The organism is Pararoseomonas baculiformis (assembly GCF_017813395.1).
Lineage (GTDB): Bacteria > Pseudomonadota > Alphaproteobacteria > Acetobacterales > Acetobacteraceae > Roseomonas > Roseomonas baculiformis.
The window spans coordinates 66765-86151 of record NZ_JAGIZB010000017.1 but is presented as its reverse complement, the minus strand read 5'-3'; the positions used below and the strand labels follow the sequence as shown (position 1 = coordinate 86151).

Genomic DNA, 19387 nt, shown 5'->3' with positions numbered 1-19387 from the left:
GGCGTCTCCTCGGCTCCGCGCAGGCTGGATGCCGCCCTGCTGAGCTCTACCGGGATGTCACCGCGTTGGTGGCCAGTTCATGCACCGCCATGACCAGGGGCTGGGCAGGCAGGACCGGCGCGGCCTCAGGCGCCGTTGAGCATCACCGCATCGCCAGCCCCTGCTGCCCCGCCGCCATGCGCTGCCGGATCATCGCCTGCTCCTGCTTCGCCCCTTCGGCATCGGTGAAGAAGGTGAAGATCGCGAAGCGGCGCCCTTTCGTCACCGGTAGCGCCTCGTGCAGCATGTCGCAGCCGAAGATCGCCGCGCCACCGGCGGGAGGCTCGTGCAGGTCCGGCCCGAACTCAGGGAAACGGAGCTGCCCACCCTCATACTCCCCCGTGTTCAGGTTCAGGCTCATCGCGAAGCGCCGATGCGCGGTGAAGGGCGTGCGGTTGTCCCGGTGCGCCTCGAAGGCGCCCAGGTCGCTTTCGTCATAGCAGCCGATCCGCGGCACCTCGTAGGAGGAGGGCATGAAGCGGAAGGCCCGCGTCATCTCCGGCACCACGCGCCGCATGAGCCTGGCCTGGAAGGTTTCGTAGAGCGCGCGGTCATCCAGGAACACGTCGGCGCGGCGTTTGATCCGGTTCGCCGCCGCCGCATCCGCGCCGCCCGCCACCCGGTCCTTCTGCTTCTCGCCGCGCTCCCAATGGGCCAGCAGCGCCGCGATCATTTCCGGTTCCACTATGTCCGGCACCAGCAGCACCGGCGCTCCTCCGCGCCGCACGGGCGGTGCCGGGGCCGGGGCGGGAAGGGAGGCGATCGCTGCCCGCAGCCCGGCCGCGGCATCCTCCGCCCGCGCCGCGAAGCCCAGCCTTCCCCGCGGCGAGACAACCGCCACTCCACCTTCGGCCAGGCCCAGGGCGCGGAACAGCTTTCCCTCCGCATCGAAGATGCGCGCCGGGCCGGGGCGGAGCGCTCCATCCGGCGCCCGCTGCTCCACCAGCACCAGCAGCGCCCCGGCGTCCCGCGCCAGGGCCTCCAGCGCCCCGGCATCCTCGGGCGCCGGGCCCAGCAGCAGCAGGCGCGGCCGGCTGGCGATGGCCTGGCCCATCACGTCGAAAGGCGCCCCCGCCGCATCGGGCAGCACGATTCCGGGCAGGTGGTCACCGACAAGGAAGCTCGAACGGTCGCTCATGCCCGCCTTTCTGCCGTCCCGCGCGTGAAGGGGCCAGCGCCATTCCGCGCCCCGCCGCCCTGGCTTAGGGTCGGCCACCCATGGCCGACACGCTCCGCATCGCCCTTGCCCGGTTCAACCCCCTCATGGCGGAACCGGAGGCCAACGCCGCCGCCCTGGACGCCCTGCGGGCGGAAGCGGCGGGGCAGGGGGCAGAGCTGATCATCACGCCCGCCTTTTCCCTGTCAGGCGCCGTCCCGCCGGCCCTGGCGCGCGACCCCGCCCTCGCCGCCGCGCTGGAATCCGCCCTGGCCGCCCTCGCCGCCCGGCCCGGCCCGGCCATGCTGGTCGGCGCTCCCTGGCGGAACGGCACCCTGCTGCACGAGGCCGTCCACCTGCTGGATGGCGGCGCCATCCGGGCCCGCCGTGCCGCGCATGAGCCTGGGTCCGGCTTCGATCCTGGCCCGGCACCCGGCCCCGTGGCCTGGCGCGGCGCGCGGCTGGGCCTGATGGCCGGGCGCGACTGGCGCCGGCCCGCCACGCCCGAAACCCTGGCCGAGACCGGCGCCGAGCTGCTGGTCGCCCTGGATTCGCTGCCCCATGAGACAGGCGGGGCGGAGCGCATCCTCCAGGCGGCCCTGGCCCGCGCGGTGGAGAATGGGCTGCCCCTTCTGCTGCTGAACCGGCTGGGCGCCGAGGACGAGGACGCCCATGACGGCGCGGCCCTGGTCCTCAACGCCGACCGCAGCCCCGCCCTGCGCCTGCCGCCCTTCACGGAAGGCCTCACCCTCACCGAATGGCGGCGGGACGGGCTTTCCTGGCGCTGCGTCCCGCAGCCCCTCCACGCGCCTCCCGGCCCGGAGGAAAGCCTCTGGCGGGCCCTCATCCTCGCCCTGCGCGACCATGCGGGGCGCCATGCGCCGGCGGGAATCCTGCTGCCCCTCACCGCCTCGCCCGATTCCAGCCTGCTGGCCGTGCTGGCAATGGACGCCTTCGCCCCGGAGGCCATCCGCCCCGTGCTGCTGGACGAAGCCGCCCTTCCCGCCGCGGAGCGCCTGGGGCTATCGCCCCTCCGCCCTGCCCTGGCCCCCGCCGCCGCCATGCTGTCCCAGGCCCTGGGCGCCCCGGTCGCCGGGGAAGACCTCCACCGGCTGGCGCTCGATTCCCTTGCCCGGTCAGGCGGGCTGCTGCCGCTCGTCACTGGTTCCAGCGCGATCGCCTCCGCCTTCGCACCGCTCCGCCATCTCAGCCGGGCCCAGCGCCGCGCCCTGGCGGCGTGGCGCAACGCGCATCGTCCTGCCGGCCTCCGGGGGCCGGAACGCCCCGCCATTCCCCTTCCTCCGGAAGCACAGGCCGGGCCGGGGGCGGATCCGCCGGCCGCGACCCTCTGGCAAAGCCTGGCACACGCGGATTACAAGCGCCGCCATCTTCCGCCCGGCCTGAATCCCGCCCCCCGCGCCTTCCAGGACCGGACCCATAGTTTGGGCCACCCCAACCCCCAAGAGGCCCCGGCGCCATGAATGACAGCCCCAAGCCCGCCCCTACGGGCCCCTTCGTCCGCATCAAGGACCTTTCCGGCGGCAATGGCGACGAGCCCGTGGAGGAGATCCGCGGCTTCCTGACCGCCGCCGACGCCGCCACCTTCGCGCGCCGCTATGTGCGCGACAGCATCGAGCGCTGCCGCGCGCCCGGCATGGATGCGGAAGCCGTGCTGGCAGCCTGGTTCGCCTTCGGTGAGGACGCCGAGGCGCTGGACCTGGACGGAGAGCACTGGACCTCGGCCGCCGAGATCCGGAACTTCGCCGCCAAGCCGGCCCGCGGCAGGACCGAGCGGGACTGGCGCGCGCTCGATCCCCGCAAGCACATGACGGAAGACGAAGACGAGGGAGAAGGCGAGTGAAGGTCCGCTTCGCCCCCAGCCCCACGGGCTGGCTGCATGTCGGCAATGCCCGCCCCGCCCTGGCCAACTGGCTCGAGGCGCGCAAGCGCGGCGGCACCTTCGTGCTGCGGCTCGACGACACCGACACCGAGCGCAGCAAGCCCGAATACGCCCAGGGCATCGAGGAGGACCTGCGCTGGCTCGGCCTCGACTGGGACGAGTTCTTCCGCCAGTCCGACCGGCTGGAGCGCTACCAGGCGGCCGCCGAGCGCCTCAAGAAGGCCGGCCTCCTCTATCCCTGCTTCGAGAGCGAAGAGGAGCTGAACTTCAAGCGCGAGCAGCGCCGCAAGCAGGGCCGCGCGCCTATCTACGACCGCGGCGCGCTGAAGATGACGGCGGAGCAGCTGGAGCGCGCGCTGGCCAATGGCAAGCAGCCCTATTACCGCTTCAAGCTGAACACCCGCACCGTGACCTGGCGGGACGGCGTGCTGGGCGAGCGCAACGTGAAGCTGCCCAGCCTTTCGGACCCCGTGCTGATCCGCGCGGACGGCTCCTTCCTCTACACCTTCACCTCGGTGGTGGATGACCTGGAGACGGGCATCACCCACATCATCCGGGGCGAGGACCATGTCACCAACACCGGCATCCAGATCGACATCATCGAGGCGTTGAGCGGCCGCCCCAACCGCATCTACTTCGCCCATATGCCGCTGCTGACGGATGCGGAGGGCGGGCAGCTCTCCAAGCGCCTCGGCAGCATCTCGCTGCGCCAGTTCCGGCGCGACGGCATCGAGCCGGCCGCCATCACCGGCTATCTCTCGGCGCTGGGCACGTCCCGCGATCCCGTTCCCGCCGCGCCGCGGGATCTCGTCGCGGATTGGGACATCACGCGCGTCTCCCACTCGCCCGCGCGCTTCGACACGAAGCAGCTCCTCGCCCTCAACCGGAAGTACCTCCACGCCCTGACCTTCGACCAGGTCCGCGACCGCCTTCCGGAAGGCGCCGACGAGCCCTTCTGGCTCGCCATCCGCGGCAACCTGGACCTCCTCTCCGAGGCGCGCGACTGGTTCGACGTAGCGTCGGGCGACATCACCGTCCCCGAGCAGCCGGAAGAGTCAGGGCTCCTCCGCGCCGCACTGGAGGCCTTGCCCCCGGGCCCCTGGGACGAGACGACCTGGCCCGCCTGGACCGCCGCCGTCTCCGCCGCGACTGGCCGCAAGGGCAAGCCCCTCTTCCTTCCCCTCCGTCGCGCGCTGACGGGCGAGGAACATGGCCCCGACCTGAAGTCCTTCCTGCCGCTGATCGGCCGGGATCGTGTGCGCACGCGGCTGGAGCGCTCCGTAGCCTAGGCGCGCAGCCCGTCATCCCAGGGCCTGGGTTGGGCGGACAGCTGCGGTGCGCCTGCCCACGCCCGGTGCGGTGAGCATTCCGTGGCTGCTTATCCGGGGGGGCGTTAAGCGTTGCGCCCCGCCGTCCAGCGCGGCGCGGATCAACTCGCCCACGCCGCGCGTGCAGGTGCGAAGCGGGTTCCGCGCGCCGGGCGGCACGCCGCGAAGCCCTCGCCCCTACCCACCAGCGGCAACCTCGTCGCGCGGACCTCCGGGCGGGCCCGACGCAGCCCCGCGAGAATGGCCTCTACCCCCTCATCCGCCAGAAGGCATTCCTTGTAGCCTGAGGGTGCGACGACAACCCGCGGGAGGATCATGGGCTGCTCCTGGGCAGGACGGGCAGGGACGCCAAGCGTCCGGAGATGGCCTGGATGTAATCTTCCTTCCGATATGGGCAGGGCCGGGGCCGCCGGTGCCGCATTCCCGCCCTCCCGCCGTCATCGAACCGAAATGCCGGGATCATGCCGCCGGGCCGCCGACCCCTCGCCGGGAACCCGCCCCCCGCGACAGCCCTGGGCGCAGCGCCGCCGGCCATGCTAGGCGGGGCGCCATGCAGCTCCATTTCCACGACAGCGCGCGCCGCGAGCGGGTCGAGTTCCGTCCGATCGACCCGAACCACATCCGCCTCTATGTCTGCGGCCCGACGGTCTATGACCTTGCCCATCTCGGCAATGCGCGCCCCGTCGTCGTCTTCGACGTGCTCGCGCGCCTGCTGCGCCGCGAATTCCCGGCCGTCACCTATGTCCGCAACATCACGGACGTGGACGACAAGATCAACGCGCGCTCCCGCGAGAGCGGCGAGTCCATCGCCGCCATCACCGCGCGCACCACCGCCGACTTCCACGCCGACATGGCGGCGCTGAACTGCCTGCCGCCCGATATCGAGCCGCGCGCGACCGCCAGCATCCCCGAGATGATCGAGATCATCCAGCGCCTGATCGCGCACGGGAACGCCTATGAGGCGGAGGGGCATGTCCTCTTCGCCGTCGCCTCCTATCCCGAATATGGCCAGCTCTCCGGCCGCAGCCCGGACGAGCTGCTGGCCGGCGCCCGCGTCGATGTCGCGCCCTACAAGCGCGATCCTGGCGACTTCGTGCTCTGGAAGCCGAGCGATGCCGGGACGCCGGGCTGGGACAGCCCCTGGGGCCGCGGCCGCCCGGGCTGGCATATCGAATGCTCCGCCATGGCCTGGCGCAACCTCGGCGAGGAGATCGACATCCATGGCGGCGGTGCCGACCTGATCTTCCCCCACCACGAGAACGAAGTGGCGCAGTCCTGCTGCGCCTTCCCGGGCAGCCGCTTCGCGCATCTGTGGATGCATAACGGCATGCTGCTCGTGAACGGCGAGAAGATGTCGAAGTCACTCGGCAACTTCATGACGGTGCGGGACATCCTGCAGCGCGGCCCCTGGGCCGGGGAGGCCTTCCGCCTGCTGCTGCTGAAGACCCATTACCGCTCCGCCATCGACTACACCGCCGAGCGTCTGGAGGAGGCCCGCGCCGAGCTGGACGACCACTACGCCCTTCTCGTGCGCGACCTGCCCGCCCCGGAGGAGGAGGACGAAACCGTCGCCGACATGGTGCGGTGGGCGCTGGAACCGCTGGCCGACGACCTGAACACCCCCCTCGTCATCGCCCGCCTGCGCGACCTGCGCGCGCTGGAGAACGTGGTGCAGGTGGGTGGCTCCATGGCCGCCGTGCTCGCCCGCGCCAACCGCGGATGGGCCCCGAAGCCCGGCCAGGCCGGCGCGGCGCTCCGCCAAGCCGCCCATGCCATCGGCCTGCTTCCCTCCGACCCCCGGTCCTGGCGCCAGGGCGGGGCAGGGGAGGACGACGCGGCCATCGAGGCCGCCATCCAGGCCCGCCTTACGGCCCGCGCAAACAAGGACTGGGCCGAGGCCGACCGCATCCGCGCCGATCTCGCCGCAAAGGGGATTGTGCTCGAGGACGGCAAGGGAACGACCACATGGCGCCGCGGCTGACCCTGCGCCGCGCCGGGGCGGAGGACATCCGCTTCGTCATGGCCGTGGAAGCCACGCCCGGCCACGACGCCTTCATCAACCAACAGGCCGAGGCGGAGCATGCCGCGCAGCTTGCCTCGCCCGCCTTTGCCTATTTCATCGCGGAGGCGGAAGCCGCGCCGGTGGGCTTCGCCATCCTGTCCGAGCTGACGGACAGGCGCGGCAACCATTGCCTGAAGCGGATCGCGGTGGCCCAGCCGGGCCGGGGCTTCGGCACGCCGCTCTTCAATGCCGTGACGGACTGGACCTTCGCGAATACGGCAGCCCACCGCTTCTGGCTGCATGCCCTGGCCAGCAACGGACGGGCGCTGCATGTCTATCAGCGGGAAGGCTTCACCATCGAAGGGCGCCTCCGCCAGGCCCGCCCTCGCCCCGATGGCAGCCGGGAGGACCTGATCATCCTGTCCCTCCTTCGCCCGGAATGGCAGGCGCTGCGCCGCCGCGCAGCCTGACCGTTCTGCTGACCCGTGATCGCCTCGGCAGAGGCCGGATTGTCGGAATGTCAAATGTGATGTTATAACATAATGCATGCTGGAAGCCGCATCGACGGAGCCTCCCCATGCCCCGCCTCACCAACGACAACACGGCCCGTGATGAATGCTGGTTCCGCCATGCCGGCGACGAATGGGCGAGCTATGACAGCCTTCCCGCGCCGATCCGCCGCCGCATGCAGGACCACGCCTATGATCCCTGGGCAGTCAACATGGTGAAGCTCTGGCGCCTGTTCCGCCGCCGGCACGCCTCCTCCGCCCGGGCAGAGCGCACGCTCATCCACCACATGGAACGGCTCGAGGCGCTGGAGCGGGAGGCTTTCAGCAGCGCCTATCGCCGCGCCCATGGCGCGCCGCTGCCCCATCTGGCCGCGGGCGCCAGCGTGTTGCGCCGCAGGGCCTGAGCCGCCAGCTGCCGCGGGGGCGCGGCATGGCTCCTCCTCCAAAGCACCGCTTGCCCAGGGCCTCTCCACGCGGCATCCCCGTGCCCCATGACCGGCAGAGAGGGCGGCGCCGCCCTGACACCCCCGCCCGGCGAGAGCCCGATCGTGGTCCTCGTCCGCCCCCAGATGGCGCAGAACATCGGCACCGTGGCGCGCGCGATGGCCAATGGTGGCCTCTTCCACCTGCGCATCGTCGCCCCGCGCGATGGATGGCCGCAGGAGGTCGCGTATCGGGCCGCCTCCGGCGCCGACCGCATCCTGGACGCCGCCACCATCCATGAAACGGTGGATGACGCGCTCGCCGACTGCCAGCGTGTCTTCGCCACCTGCCCGCGCCCGCGCCACGTCATCATCCCCGTCCGCACCGCCCGCGCGGCGGCGGAGGACCTGCGGGAGATCAATGCACGCGGCCTGCGCGCCGCCATCCTTTTCGGCCCGGAGCGTGCAGGGCTGGAGAACGAGGACATGGCCCGTGCCGACACCCTCGTCCGCTATCCCCTTAATCCCGCCCATATGAGCCTGAACCTCGCCCAGGCCGTGATGATTCTCTCCTATGAGTGGTGGATGGCCGAGGAACCCACGCCTCCCCGCGCGCTCATGACGAACGAGACCCGCGTGGCCACCAAGGGCGAGCTGGAGGGCTTCCTCAACCGCCTCACGGGGGAGCTGGACGCCTGCGGCTTCCTGGACAACCTGCCCAAGCGCCCGGGCATGGTCCGCAATCTCCGCCACCTTTTCCAGCGGGGCGAGGTAACGGAGCAGGAGCTGCGCACCCTGCACGGGGTGGTCACCGAGCTGTCCCGCGGCCGCGTCGCCCGCGGCGGCCCGGCCGCGCCGGCCACCGCGGTGGACCCGCAGATTGATGGCTAGGGCAGGGGGCTAGGGCAGGGGGTCGAGCGCCGCCCTGATTCCCTGGGCAATCCGTTCCAGCGGATCCCGCTCCCCGGGATAGAGCGCCTCGCGCGGCACCGGGAGGAAGGCCGGATCGGCCCAGAAGCGGCCTGGTTCGAACCGGAACTTGGCGACCATCCGCCGGCCGAAATCCATCTCGTGCGGCAGCGCGGGCAGGCCCTGTGGTGGCCCCGCCAGTTCCGGATACTCGCCCAGCAGATATCCCTCCTGAATATGCGGCCGCATCGCCACGGGCGGGCACATGCTGGCCAGCCGCAGGACCTGCAGACCACCCTCCGCATGCACCGTCACGGCGCCGCTGAGATTCGGCACGGCAAGCACATGCAGGAAGGCCTCCTCGCCGCCGCCCAGGCTCGCGAAGGAGGCCGCGACGCGAAGAGAATGAGTCACGTCCAGCAGCGGCGTGGGGCAGATCTCGTAGTGCTGCAGGATGGACCAGCGCAGCAGCCGCGTCCGCGCCACGCGCTGCCGCCCGAGCGGCCCGCCGGGCGGGAAGGCCTGGGCCAGCAGCGCCTCGGCCCGCGACAGGGTCTCGAAGCGCGCGGCGATCAGCGCGGCGGGCGCGCGGGAGCGCCCGGGCGGCGGGCGGAGCAGGCCGGGCATGATGCTGGTCCGTCCCTGAACGCTCCGCCAATCGCCGCCCTGGCCACGGAAGAGAAGCACGTGCTGCCGGTTCCGGAACTGCAGCTCCGCCACCCGCGCCGCGAGTTCGAGATAGCTCCCGACCCGAAAGCCCCGCCCGGACCGCACCACCCCGTTGGTGACCGGCACCGCCCCATCCCCTCCATCCAGGAAGGACCAGAGCTTCGAGACGCCAAGCTGTTCCATCACCCCTCCGCCCTGGGGCGGCATCACGGCGCTTTCCCGCCGCCACGCGGCATCACGAAGCGGCGATCCTCCCTGCGCTATTCTGCGGGGCGGCCAGGATGGCGCCAGGACCCTGCGCGGCCATGGCCTACTCGCCCGCGCGCATGGCATCCTCGGCTCATGGAACCGCCCAACACCTCCGCCGAGGACCGGGGGGGTGACCGCCGCCCCATCGCCGCACGCGACACTGGTCCCGCCCATGCCCTCGCCGCCTGGCTGATCCGCCGCCGCGCCTCCCCGAACGGCATTTCCGCCGCGGGCATGGTCGCCGGCCTGTTCGCCGGCCTAGCCCTGGCCGGCACGGGTTGGTGGCCGGAAGCCGCCCGCCCGCTCTGGATCGCGGGAGCCATCCTCATCCAGCTCCGCCTCCTGGCCAATCTCATGGACGGCATGGTCGCCATCGGCCGCGGCGTCGCCTCGCCCGTGGGCGAACTCTGGAACGAGGTGCCGGACCGCGTCTCGGACACCGCCGTGCTCCTCGGCCTCGGCGTCGCGGCGGGAAGCCCGGCATGGGGGCTGGCGGCCTCGCTCGCCGCCATGGCCACCGCCTATATCCGCACCACGGCCCGCGCGGCGGGCGCGCCCAGCGATTTCCGCGGCCCGATGGCCAAGCAGCAGCGCATGGCCCTCGTCACGGCCCTGGCGCTCTGGTGCGCCGTCACGCCGCTCTCCTGGCAGGCGGGGCTGCCCTATTGGGCGCTGGTCCTCGTCACCATCCTCGCCAGCATCACCGCGCTGCGCCGCCTTCTCGGCGGGGCGCGGGCGCTGAGGGCAAGGGCATGATCCCGCATCCGCCCGGCGGCGCTTTCGCCCATCCCGTCACCACGGGCATCATCATCGCGACCCTCGCCGTGCTGGCGGTGTCCGGCCTCGCCATCCTCGGCATCGCGCGGTCCGGCCGTGCGAAGCCGGAGTTCCGGCGGGAACTCTGGCTCCGCTGGGCCTCCTGGTGCGTGCTCCTGCCGCTCATGCTCGGCCCCGTCCTGCTCGGGCGGGAATGGACCATCGCGGCGGTCACGGTGCTCTCGCTGCTGTGCTACCGCGAATACGCACGCGCCACCGGGCTGTTCCGCGAACGCCTGCTGAGCCTCATCATCGTGCTCGGCATCCTCGCGGTGAACTTCGCGGCGCTGGATAACTGGTACGGCTTCTTCACCGCCCTCTGGCCACTCACCGCCTGCCTGCTGGCCGTGTCCACCATCCCGCTGGACCGGCCGGCGGGTTATATCCAGCGCACCGCGCTGGCCATCCTCGCCTTCATGCTCTTCGGTGCCGGGCTCGCCCATCTCGGCTTCATGGCGAATGACCCGGGCTACCGCCCACTGGTCCTGCTCCTCCTCACCGCCGTGGCGCTGAACGACGTCGCGGCCTTCACCTGCGGCAAGCTGATCGGCGGGCCGAAGCTGCTGCCCGCCACCAGCCCGAACAAGACCATCTCCGGCTCCCTCGGCGCCGTGGCCGTCACCACCAGCCTCGTCGCCCTGGTCGGCGCCGCCATCTTCCGCGGCACGCCGCTCGCGAACCCGGTGTGGCTGGTGGCCATGGGCGCGCTGGTCAGCATCGCCGGCCAGGCCGGGGACCTGCTTCTCTCCTCCATCAAGCGGGACCTGGGCATCAAGGACATGGGCACGGTGCTGCCCGGCCATGGCGGGGTGCTGGATCGCTTCAATTCCCTTCTGCTGGTGGCCCCCGCCATCTTCCACCTCGTCCACTACTTCCTGGGCTTCGGCCTGGGCGCCGCCAGCCGCGTGATCACGGGCTGAGGGAAGGGTGATGGAAGCCTGGAAGCTCCGCCCGGCCCGGGATCTCGGCCTCAAGCCGGCCGAGCGCCTTCGCAGCCTCGGGCGGGAGCCGGGGCTGATCGGGCTGGGCATCAACGCGGCCTGGCGGCGTGGCGTCCGCGCCTATCTCCGCGCCTGCCACGGCTTCCGGGTGGAGGGGCTGGAAAACCTGCCGCCCGGCCCGCCTTTCGTCATGGTCGCCAATCACGCCAGCCATCTCGATGCCCTGGCCCTCTCCGCCGCTCTGCGCGGCCATGCCGCGCGGCGGGCCCATGCCATGGCGGCAGGAGATCTCTTCTTCGCCAACCCGGCCGTCTCGGCCCTGTCGGCCTACGCCATCAACGCCCTGCCGGTGTGGCGCGGCCGCAGCAGCCGGGGGGACCTGGACACCATGCGGGCCCGGCTGGCCGAGGACCATCTCGTCTACATCCTCTTCCCTGAGGGAACGCGCAGCCGCAGCGGCAGCATGGGCGCCTTCCAGCCCGGGCTGGGCATGCTGGTGGCCGGCACCGATATCCCGGTGGTTCCCTGCTGGCTGCAGGGCGCGCATGAGGCCTGGCCGCCCCAGTCCCGCACCCCGCGCCCGTTCCGGCCCCTGCATCTGCGGATCGGCCCGCCGCTACGCTTCGGGCAGGTCCCGGCCGGCCGCGCCGGATGGCAGCAGGTGGCCGCCGCCGCTGAAGCCGCGGTCCGCCTCCTCTCTTCTGAAAGAGGGCCCCTGAATGAGGCCCCCTGAATCAAGGTAAGGGGGTGCAACGCGCATCCTTCGCCCCATCTTCCCGTTGACGACGGAACGCCGATGGGCCGCAATACACCCCGGCGCCCGATGGCAGCCCCAACAGGAGGAGAAGAATATGGCCTGGAAGTCCCCGAAGATTGTCGAGGTCTCCGTCGCGATGGAGATCAATTCCTACGCCTGCGCCGAGATCTGAGATCCAGGTCTGACGCCCGGCACCCCCCGGAGGATTCCGGGGGGACAGGAGCCTGATGCTGAAGCTGATCGTGCTTGGCGCGGCAGCAGGGGGCGGATTCCCGCAATGGAACTCCGCCGGCCCGGGCTGCTTGCGCGCGCGCGCCGGAGACCCGGCAGCCCGTTCCCGTACTCAATGTTCCCTCGCCGCCAGCGTGGATGGCGAGCGCTGGGTGCTGCTCAACGCCGCGCCTGAGATCACGGCCCAGATCGCCGCCACGCCCGCCCTGCACCCCCGCCCGGCGCCGGGCTCGATCCGCCATTCTCCCATCGCCGCCGTCCTGCTCACAGGGGCGGAGGTGGATACGGTGGCCGGCCTTCTCTCCCTGCGCGAGCGCCATCCCTTCGCCCTCTATGCCACCGCTCCGTCACTGGGCGTGCTCGCCGCGAATCCCATCTTCGGCGCGCTGAACCCCGCCATGGTCCCCCGGCGTGAGGTGGTGGCAGGCGCGCCCTTCCCATTGCTGGATGCGGAGGGCATCCCGCTCGGCATCACGGCTGAGGCCTATGCCGTCCCCGGCAAGGTGCCGCTCTTCCTGGAGACCCGGGACGAGGCGGAGCCGGGGGAGGAGGGCGCCACCATCGGCATCGCCCTGCGGGCCGGGGATGGTCCGGCCGTCCATTTCATCCCGGGCTGCGCGATGATGGACGATGCCCTGCGCACCCGCCTGCGCGGCGCCGACACGGTCTTCTTCGACGGCACCCTCTGGCGCGACGACGAGATGATCCGCGCCGGTGCCGGCCCCAAGACCGGCGCGCGGATGGGCCACATGTCCATCTCCGGCGAGGCCGGCACCATCGCCGCCTTCGCCGGGCTGGGCGTGCGCCGCCGCATCCTGATCCATCTGAACAACACCAACCCCGTCCTGCTGGAGGACAGCCCCGAGCGCGCCCAGGTGGCCGCCGCGGGCTGGGAAGTGGCCGAGGACGGCATGGAGATCACCGCGTGAGCGCCCTGCTGCAGGACGAGACGGACCGGCTGCTGGCCCCGGATGAGCTGGAGGCGCAGCTTCGCGCCATCGGCGCCGAGCGCTACCACAACCTGCATCCCTTCCATCGCCTCCTGCATGGCGGGAAGCTGACCAAGGGCCAGGTCCAGGCCTGGGCACTCAACCGCTACTACTACCAGGCCAGCATCCCCGCGAAGGATGCCTCCCTCCTCGCGCGCCTGCCCACCACCGCGCTGCGCCGCGAATGGCGCCGCCGGCTGGAGGACCATGACGGCGACGGCAGCAAGCCCGGCGGCGTGGAGCGCTGGCTCGTTCTCACGCGCGGCCTCAGCCTGGAGGACAGCTACGTCACCTCCCTCCGCGGCCTCCTTCCCGCCACGCGCTTCGCCGTGGATGCCTATGTGCATTTCGTGCGCGAACGCACCGTGCTCGAAGCCGTCGCCTCCTCTCTCACCGAGATGTTCTCTCCCGCCATCATCTCCGAGCGGGTGAGCGGCATGCTCCGCGCCTATGACTTCGTGGACGAGGCAACGCTCGCCTATTTCACCCCGCGCCTCACGCAAGCGCCGCAGGACGTCGCTTTCGCACTCGACTACGTCACGCGGGAGGCCCGCAGCCGCGAGCAGCAGGAACAGGTCCTGGCCGCGCTGCGCTTCAAATGCGACCTGCTCTGGGCCCAGCTGGACGCGCTGCACCACGCCTATGTCAGCCCCGGCCTGCCGCCCCCCGGCGCCTTCGTGCCGGGCATTCCATGAGCATCGCGCCCGCCACCATCCCCCGCTTCGCCCGGGGCATGCGCCTGCGGGAGGACCCGGCACGGTCCCGCTGGGTGGTGGTCGGTCCCGAGCGCCTCTTCGTGCCCGACGACATCGCGCTGGAAATCCTCCGCCTCATGGACGGCGCCCGCAGCGTGGACGCCATCGTGGACGATCTCGCCGCCCGCTTTGACGCCCCGCGCGAAGCGATCGCGGCGGATGTGCTGGCCATGCTGGACGACCTCCGGGCCAAGGGCGTCGTCACCGCATGACCGCGCCCCCTCCGCCCCTGGGCCTGCTGGCGGAGCTGACCCATCGCTGCCCGCTTCGCTGCCCCTACTGCTCCAACCCCGTGGAACTCTCCCGCGCTTCCGCCGAGCTGGACACGGAAAGCTGGGGCCGCGTGTTCCGCGAGGCCGCGGCGCTGGGCGTGCTGCAACTCCACCTCTCCGGCGGCGAGCCCGCCGCCCGGCGCGACCTGCCCGAGCTCGTCGCCCATGCCGCCCGCGCCGGCCTCTACAGCAACCTGATCACGTCAGGCGTGCTGCTCGACGCCCCGCGCATGAAGGCCCTGGCCGATGCCGGGCTCGACCATGTGCAGCTCTCGGTGCAGGACGCGGAGGAAGGCTCCGCCGACCGCATCGGCGGGCTGCGCGGCGGCCATGCCCGCAAGCTGGCCTTCGCCGAGGCCGTGCAGGCCGCGGGGCTGCCGCTCACCCTCAATGCCGTCGTCCACCGCCAGAACCTGGACCGACTGCCGGAGCTGATCGAACTCGCCATCACCCTCGGCGCGGGACGGCTAGAGGTCGCGCATGTCCAGTACTATGGCTGGGCGCTGCGAAACCGGGACGCGCTCCTGCCCAGCCGCGCCCAGCTCGAAGCCGCGACGCGGACTGTGACGGAAGCGCGCGAGAGGCTCCGCGGGGAGCTCGTCATCGATTACGTCGTGCCGGATTACTACGCCCGCCGCCCCAAGGCCTGCATGGGTGGCTGGGGCCGCTCCTTCATGGCCGTGTCCCCCGCCGGGCGCGTCCTGCCCTGCCATGCAGCCGAAAGCCTTCCGAACTTCGACTTTCCCAATGTCCGCGATGCCTCCCTGGCCGATATCTGGACCCATTCGGAAGCCTTCCAGCGCTTCCGCGGCACCACCTGGATGCCCGAGCCCTGCCAGGGCTGCGAACACCGGGAGCGCGACTGGGGCGGTTGCCGCTGCCAGGCCTTCGCCCTGACCGGGGACGCCGCCAACACCGATCCGGCCTGTGCCCACTCGCCCCATCACCACCTGCTCGACCTGGCGGTGCAGGAAGCCTCTTCGGCGACGGGTGATTTCACCTATCGCGAGATGCCGAAGCTTCCATCCGCTGTCTGACAGCGCTCATGGCCCCGGGGAGAGGAAGAAGGAATTCTTCCTCTCCCCGGACCCCTCACCATCATCTTCTTTTAGACGTTTGGAAAAGCCCGGCTGATGGTGCGCCTCCGGTCGACGACCGGAGGCGACTGCAAGGGCAGGATAAGGGCTCAGAAACCCCTGCTTGCATTGTATCCGCGGCAGCCAGGCGGGGTTCCAAGGGCCTCAGGCCCTTGGCGGGCGAGGTCCGGAGAGGGCAGAGCCCTCTCCGGGGAACAGCAACGTCAGAACAAACCCGTCAGGAAATCAGCGCTGCGAGACGTAGTGCGCGATCGCGTCGATCTGTGCATCGCTCAGCCCATAGACCGCCGCGTTCATCTGCGTGTCCGTCCCATGCCGCGTTCCATCGCGATAGGCCTTCAGCGTGCCCGCCAGGAATTCCTCGCGCTGTCCCGCGATATGCGGCACCTGGTTCTGCCCCACCAGGTTCGGCAGGTGGCACACGCCGCAGCGAAGCCGGTTCGCCAGTGCCGCGCCGTTGTTGTAGGCGCCGACATTGCGCCGGGCGCGGTCGGGCGGCGGCGAATGGGGGAGGGAGGCGAAATAGGCGCCCAGATCCTCCACCTGCTGGTCCGTCAGCCCTTCGGCCGGCGCCTGCATGGCGGGCACGTCGCGCAGCCCCTCCCGGAACAGCACGAGCTGCAGGGTCACGAACTCGCCTTGCTGCCCCGCGAGGGAGGGGATGGTGGGGGTCGCGGAAACGCCGCGCTCCCCGTGGCAGGCGCCGCAGTTCCGCTCCGCCGCGACCGCCTGGCCCCGCGCCACGGCCGTGTCCTGCGCCCGTGCCACCCCGGAGAAAAGAAAGGCTGGCGCAATCAGCGCCAGCCCCATCGTCAAAGTCCTCAAGTCACTCACCGCTGGTAGGAGATCCGGTAGATCGCGCCGTTCTGCTCGTCGGAGACCAGCATGGACCCGTCCGGCATCACCAGCACGTCGGTGGGGCGGCCTTTGAAGCTGTTGTCGCCGCTGTCCAGCAGCCCGGTCAGGAAGGGTTCGACCTTACCCTGCGAGCCATCCTCGTTCAGCGTCACCGTCACCACGTCGAAGCCGCTCTTCGTGTCCCGGTTCCAGGAGCCGTGGCGCGCGATGAAGGCGCGGCCGCGATACGTCTCGGGGAACATGGTGCCGTTGTAGAAGCGCATGCCCAGCGGCGCGGTGTGCGGCCCGAGGAGAGCGACCGGCGCCGGGAACTCCGAGCACTTGCGGCCCGTATGCCCCGGATCCTGCCAGTTGTCGCCCGAGCAGTAGGGGAAGCCATGGTGCTCGCCGGGCCGCGCCAGCCGGTGCAGCGTGTCCTCGGGCGTGTCGTTGCCCGCCCAGTCCCGCGCGTTGTTGCTGGCGTAGAGGACGTTGGTGCCCGGCCGCCAGTCGAAGCCGACCGAGTTGCGCACGCCATGCCCCATGATCTCGCGGCCCGAGCCATCGGGATTGAAGCGCACGATCAGCGCGTGCTTGTTCTCGTCGAAGGTGCAGACGTTACAGGGCACCCCGATATTCATGTAGAGCTTGCCGTCCGGCCCGAAGGCCGCGAACTTCCAGCCGTGATGCGCTTCGGTGGGCAGGTTGAAGGCCTGCGTCATGTCCACCGGCTCGGCATTCGGGTTCTGCGCCACGTTGTCGTAGCGGAGCACCCGGTTGATCGCGATGACATAGAGAGAGCCGTCGCGCACCGCCAGGCCATTGGGCTGGTCCAGCCGCTGCGCGAAGACCCGCGTCGCGCGCGTGCCGCCCTCGTCCTTCACCGCATAGACTCGCCCGAGCGCGCGGGTGCCGACATAGACGGTGCCGTCCTCCCCGCGCGCCATCATCCGGGCGCCCGGCATGCCGGAGGCCCAGAGTTCCGCCTTGAAGCCCTCGGGCAGGCGGATCGAGTCGACGGGGATGCGGTCCACCGGCGTCGCGGTCAGGCGCGGGGCATGCGGGGCGAGGGGGCTGTTCGCCTGGTCGGCGGAGCGGCCCTGGGCCCAGGCGGGCGGGGAGGCCGGGGCCGGGGCCGGCTGCTGGGCGAGGGCAGGCAGGGCAAAGGCAAGCGAGAGGGCGCCGGCCAGTGCCGTGCGCCGCGCGTTTCGGGACCTCATTTTTTCCTCCTCGGCGGCGCTTCGATGCGCCGTTCCATGGAAGGCTAGGTCATGAGCGAGTTGTCATACAATGGGGGGCTCGTTCCGTCGCGGGATCGTATCAGATCCGGCCATCCGCCTCGAGCCGCCGCACCAGCCGCTTGGCCAGCCAGAGGCCGATCAGGCCGGAAACCGGCGCGGCCGGCAGCACCAACAACCAGCCGGCATGGACGCTCTGCGTCACCAGCCCCAGCCCCAGGCCGAGCATCAGCCCGCCCACCAGGCTGCCCATGACCCCCGCCGAGAGGCCGAGAATGAGGATATCCGCGCGTGATCCCATGGCGCGGGGTTAAGGAGGCGCGCGGCATTTGACAAGCGATGCCCGATCGCCTATCGGCCGCCCTCTTCCCGGGAACGTGGACGTGCCCAGGGCCCCAGGCCCCGGATCGGCGCGCGCCCGCCCCAAGGCCTTCCGGCCTGGAGCCTACCGGGACAACACCACGGGCAAAGGAACCGAACGGTCCACAGCCCGGACAGACGACGAAAGGACCCGCCGCATGACGAAGCGCGCGGAAAGCAAGTACAAGATCAATCGCCGCCTCGGCGTGAACCTGTGGGGCCGCGCCAAGTCCCCGATCGCCAAGCGCGAATACGGCCCCGGCCAGCACGGCCAGCGCCGTAAGAACAAGCCGACCGACTTCGGCATCCAGCTGATGGCCAAGCAGAAGCTCAAGGGCTACTACGGCAACATCGGCGAGAAGCAGTTCCGCAAGTACTACGATGAGGCCGTGCGCCGTAAGGGCGACACCTCCGAGAACCTGATCGAGCTGCTGGAGCGCCGCCTGGACTGCGTCGTGTACCGCATGAAGTTCGTGGTCACGCCCTTCGCCGCCCGCCAGTTCGTCAACCACGGCCATATCACCGTGAACGGCAAGCGCGTGAACATCCCCTCCTACCTCGTCAAGGACGGCGACGTCATCGAGGTGAAGGAGAAGTCCAAGGGCCTGACCGCCGTGCTCGATGCCGCCCAGTCCGGCGAGCGCGACGTGCCCGAGTACATCCAGGTGGACCACCGCCAGATGAAGGGTGCCTTTGTCCGCGCCCCGAAGCTCTCGGACGTGCCCTACCCGGTGCAGATGGAGCCGAACCTGGTCGTCGAGTTCTACTCGCGCTGATGGCGGCGGGCAGGGCGGATGGCCCTGCCTCAAGGATGGATCGGGGGGAGGACGGGCGCCGTCCTCCCCCCTTCTGATTCACGGGGCCCTGCAGGCCTGGGGCCGGGCCCGCCGCTGCCGGGTGCCGTGGTGGCCGGGATTCCGCCCCGCCAAACCCGGCCGGGCCGGCCACGTTGTGCGCCCGGCGGAAGGGCCTCACCTTCGGCTCATCGATCCCCGAGGGAACGCCGACCATGCCGCAGGACCAGCTCCGCCGCCTTCTCTGCCTCATCCTGCCCTGGGTGCAGATCCTCACGGCCTTCCTGCCCATGCTCGGCTTCGGCACCTCCATGGCCGCGGTCTCCGCCGCCTCCCGCACCCCGGTCGTCCCGGCGGGCTATGCCTTCTCGATCTGGAGCGTGATCTTCGCCCTCGCCGCGGCCTATGGCATCTGGCAGTTCCTGCCGGCCAACCGGGACAGCGCGCTCGCCCGCCGCACGGGCTGGCCCCTGGCGGGCAGCTTCGCCGCCAACACGCTCTGGCAGGTCACCTCCCAGCTCACCGGCTCGGTCGGCTTCGGGCTCCTGCTCATCATCCTGCTCAGCCTCGCCTGCGCGCTCTCGGCCCTTTTCCTCGCCCGCAATACGCCGGAGGAGGGGATCGGCCCGCGCTGGATCGTCACCCCGCTCACCGGCCTTCTTGCCGGCTGGCTCACCGCGGCCAGCTTCGTGAACCTCTCAAGCGCCGCCCGGCAGGCGGGGGTGCTGCCGTCACAGGGCTTCACCTCCACCCTCGCCGCCGTGATCATCCTCCTCGCGGCCGGGGGCGCGGCCGCGGCCATCACCTGGCTCCTCCGCCGTGATTCGGGCTGGTTCTCCGCCGCCATCCTCTGGGCCTTTGCCGGGGTGGTCGCCGCCAATCTCGGGATCAACCAGGTGAACATCCCCGCCGCCCTGGCGGCCGGCGCCATGTTCGCGCTGGTCTTCGCGGTCTTCTGGCAGCGCAGGCGGCCGGATCCGCTCTCCGCCTGAAGCCGGACGGGCGCCGCTTTGTGCAAAGTGGCGCCGGATGCCTGCGCCTTGCGCGCCCGCCTGTCCCGCAGCCCGCGAAGCGGGCTCGCGGGCGTGTTGACTTGCCCCTCCCGCCCTTCGCACGC

General features: G+C 71.1%; 22 protein-coding genes and 1 pseudogene. 17 read left to right on the top strand and 6 right to left on the bottom strand.

Annotated elements, in window-relative coordinates; genetic code table 11:
* Window positions 1-142: 142 nt before the first annotated feature.
* The gene (locus J8J14_RS17170) at window positions 143-1177 is read right to left on the bottom strand and encodes a 2OG-Fe(II) oxygenase family protein (protein WP_209380767.1); all 1035 of its coding nucleotides are present in this window, start codon (window positions 1175-1177) and stop codon (window positions 143-145) included.
* Window positions 1178-1257: 80 nt separating this feature from the next.
* Between J8J14_RS17170 and J8J14_RS17165 the strand changes: the two genes are divergently transcribed.
* Genes J8J14_RS17165 through gltX form a run of 3 tightly spaced genes read left to right on the top strand, consistent with a single transcriptional unit; the run spans window position 1258 to window position 4384 of the window.
* The gene (locus tag J8J14_RS17165) at window positions 1258-2676 is read left to right on the top strand and encodes a nitrilase-related carbon-nitrogen hydrolase (protein ID WP_209380766.1); all 1419 of its coding nucleotides are present in this window, start codon (window positions 1258-1260) and stop codon (window positions 2674-2676) included.
* Window positions 2673-3056 (top strand): hypothetical protein, encoded by a 384-nt coding sequence (locus tag J8J14_RS17160; protein WP_209380765.1) that lies wholly within the window; start codon window positions 2673-2675, stop codon window positions 3054-3056. The genes J8J14_RS17165 and J8J14_RS17160 overlap by 4 nt, the downstream gene beginning before the upstream one ends.
* Complete coding sequence (gene gltX, locus J8J14_RS17155) at window positions 3053-4384, top strand: glutamate--tRNA ligase (protein ID WP_209380764.1); 1332 nt, start codon at window positions 3053-3055, stop codon at window positions 4382-4384. Before J8J14_RS17160 ends, gltX begins: the two co-directional genes overlap by 4 nt.
* A 12-nt stretch (window positions 4385-4396) precedes the next feature.
* Here the strand turns inward: gltX and J8J14_RS25105 are convergent.
* A pseudogene (locus tag J8J14_RS25105) lies at window positions 4397-4740 on the bottom strand (glycerate kinase).
* Window positions 4741-4973: 233 nt separating this feature from the next.
* Here J8J14_RS25105 and cysS point away from each other — a divergent pair.
* From cysS to J8J14_RS17125, 4 genes are all read left to right on the top strand, one after another.
* Complete coding sequence (gene cysS, locus J8J14_RS17140) at window positions 4974-6404, top strand: cysteine--tRNA ligase (protein ID WP_209380761.1); 1431 nt, start codon at window positions 4974-4976, stop codon at window positions 6402-6404.
* The gene (locus J8J14_RS17135; protein ID WP_209380760.1) at window positions 6389-6895 is read left to right on the top strand and encodes a GNAT family N-acetyltransferase; all 507 of its coding nucleotides are present in this window, start codon (window positions 6389-6391) and stop codon (window positions 6893-6895) included. The genes cysS and J8J14_RS17135 overlap by 16 nt, the downstream gene beginning before the upstream one ends.
* Window positions 6896-7002: 107 nt before the next feature.
* Window positions 7003-7338 (top strand): DUF6525 family protein, encoded by a 336-nt coding sequence (locus J8J14_RS17130; RefSeq protein WP_209380759.1) that lies wholly within the window; start codon window positions 7003-7005, stop codon window positions 7336-7338.
* An 87-nt stretch (window positions 7339-7425) separates the two neighbouring features.
* Window positions 7426-8247, top strand: a complete 822-nt coding sequence (locus J8J14_RS17125; protein WP_209380758.1) for an RNA methyltransferase — start codon at window positions 7426-7428, stop codon at window positions 8245-8247.
* 9 nt (window positions 8248-8256) lie between these two features.
* Here the strand turns inward: J8J14_RS17125 and J8J14_RS17120 are convergent, their stop codons facing one another.
* The gene (locus J8J14_RS17120) at window positions 8257-9141 is read right to left on the bottom strand and encodes an FRG domain-containing protein (protein WP_245215898.1); all 885 of its coding nucleotides are present in this window, start codon (window positions 9139-9141) and stop codon (window positions 8257-8259) included.
* 135 nt (window positions 9142-9276) lie between these two features.
* On the opposite strand from J8J14_RS17120, the gene J8J14_RS17115 reads away from it, so the two are divergent.
* The 8 genes from J8J14_RS17115 (at window position 9277) to pqqE (ending at window position 14981) form a co-directional block, all read left to right on the top strand.
* Entirely contained in the window at window positions 9277-9939 is a 663-nt protein-coding gene (locus J8J14_RS17115; protein ID WP_209380756.1) for a CDP-alcohol phosphatidyltransferase family protein, read from the top strand.
* A complete protein-coding gene (locus tag J8J14_RS17110) occupies window positions 9936-10919 on the top strand; it encodes a phosphatidate cytidylyltransferase (RefSeq protein WP_209380755.1) in 984 nt (327 codons plus the stop codon). Before J8J14_RS17115 ends, J8J14_RS17110 begins: the two co-directional genes overlap by 4 nt.
* Before the next feature lie 10 nt (window positions 10920-10929).
* Window positions 10930-11673 (top strand): lysophospholipid acyltransferase family protein, encoded by a 744-nt coding sequence (locus J8J14_RS17105; RefSeq protein ID WP_209380754.1) that lies wholly within the window; start codon window positions 10930-10932, stop codon window positions 11671-11673.
* Between the two features lie 118 nt (window positions 11674-11791).
* Complete coding sequence (pqqA, locus tag J8J14_RS25490) at window positions 11792-11869, top strand: pyrroloquinoline quinone precursor peptide PqqA (protein WP_209380794.1); 78 nt, start codon at window positions 11792-11794, stop codon at window positions 11867-11869.
* A 55-nt stretch (window positions 11870-11924) separates the two neighbouring features.
* Entirely contained in the window at window positions 11925-12857 is a 933-nt protein-coding gene (gene pqqB, locus J8J14_RS17095) for a pyrroloquinoline quinone biosynthesis protein PqqB (RefSeq protein WP_209380753.1), read from the top strand.
* Between the two features lie 5 nt (window positions 12858-12862).
* A complete protein-coding gene (pqqC, locus tag J8J14_RS17090; RefSeq protein ID WP_245215897.1) occupies window positions 12863-13612 on the top strand; it encodes a pyrroloquinoline-quinone synthase PqqC in 750 nt (249 codons plus the stop codon).
* A complete protein-coding gene (gene pqqD, locus J8J14_RS17085; RefSeq protein ID WP_209380752.1) occupies window positions 13609-13884 on the top strand; it encodes a pyrroloquinoline quinone biosynthesis peptide chaperone PqqD in 276 nt (91 codons plus the stop codon). Before pqqC ends, pqqD begins: the two co-directional genes overlap by 4 nt.
* Window positions 13881-14981: a pyrroloquinoline quinone biosynthesis protein PqqE gene (gene pqqE / locus J8J14_RS17080; protein WP_209380751.1), complete on the top strand. Its 1101-nt coding sequence runs from the start codon at window positions 13881-13883 to the stop codon at window positions 14979-14981. Before pqqD ends, pqqE begins: the two co-directional genes overlap by 4 nt.
* A 285-nt stretch (window positions 14982-15266) precedes the next feature.
* Here the strand turns inward: pqqE and J8J14_RS17075 are convergent, their stop codons facing one another.
* The 3 genes from J8J14_RS17075 to J8J14_RS17065 form a co-directional block, all read right to left on the bottom strand.
* Window positions 15267-15866, bottom strand: a complete 600-nt coding sequence (locus J8J14_RS17075; RefSeq protein WP_209380750.1) for a c-type cytochrome — start codon at window positions 15864-15866, stop codon at window positions 15267-15269.
* Window positions 15867-15871: 5 nt separating this feature from the next.
* Complete coding sequence (locus J8J14_RS17070; protein ID WP_209380749.1) at window positions 15872-17098, bottom strand: PQQ-dependent sugar dehydrogenase; 1227 nt, start codon at window positions 17096-17098, stop codon at window positions 15872-15874.
* A 100-nt stretch (window positions 17099-17198) separates the two neighbouring features.
* Window positions 17199-17417, bottom strand: coding sequence for a hypothetical protein (locus J8J14_RS17065; protein ID WP_209380748.1), 219 nt, complete (start codon window positions 17415-17417; stop codon window positions 17199-17201).
* A gap of 217 nt (window positions 17418-17634) precedes the next feature.
* Between J8J14_RS17065 and rpsD the strand changes: the two genes are divergently transcribed.
* A complete protein-coding gene (gene rpsD / locus J8J14_RS17060) occupies window positions 17635-18252 on the top strand; it encodes a 30S ribosomal protein S4 (protein ID WP_209380747.1) in 618 nt (205 codons plus the stop codon).
* A 233-nt stretch (window positions 18253-18485) separates the two neighbouring features.
* Window positions 18486-19262, top strand: a complete 777-nt coding sequence (locus tag J8J14_RS17055; protein WP_209380746.1) for a hypothetical protein — start codon at window positions 18486-18488, stop codon at window positions 19260-19262.
* Window positions 19263-19387 lie beyond the last annotated feature (125 nt).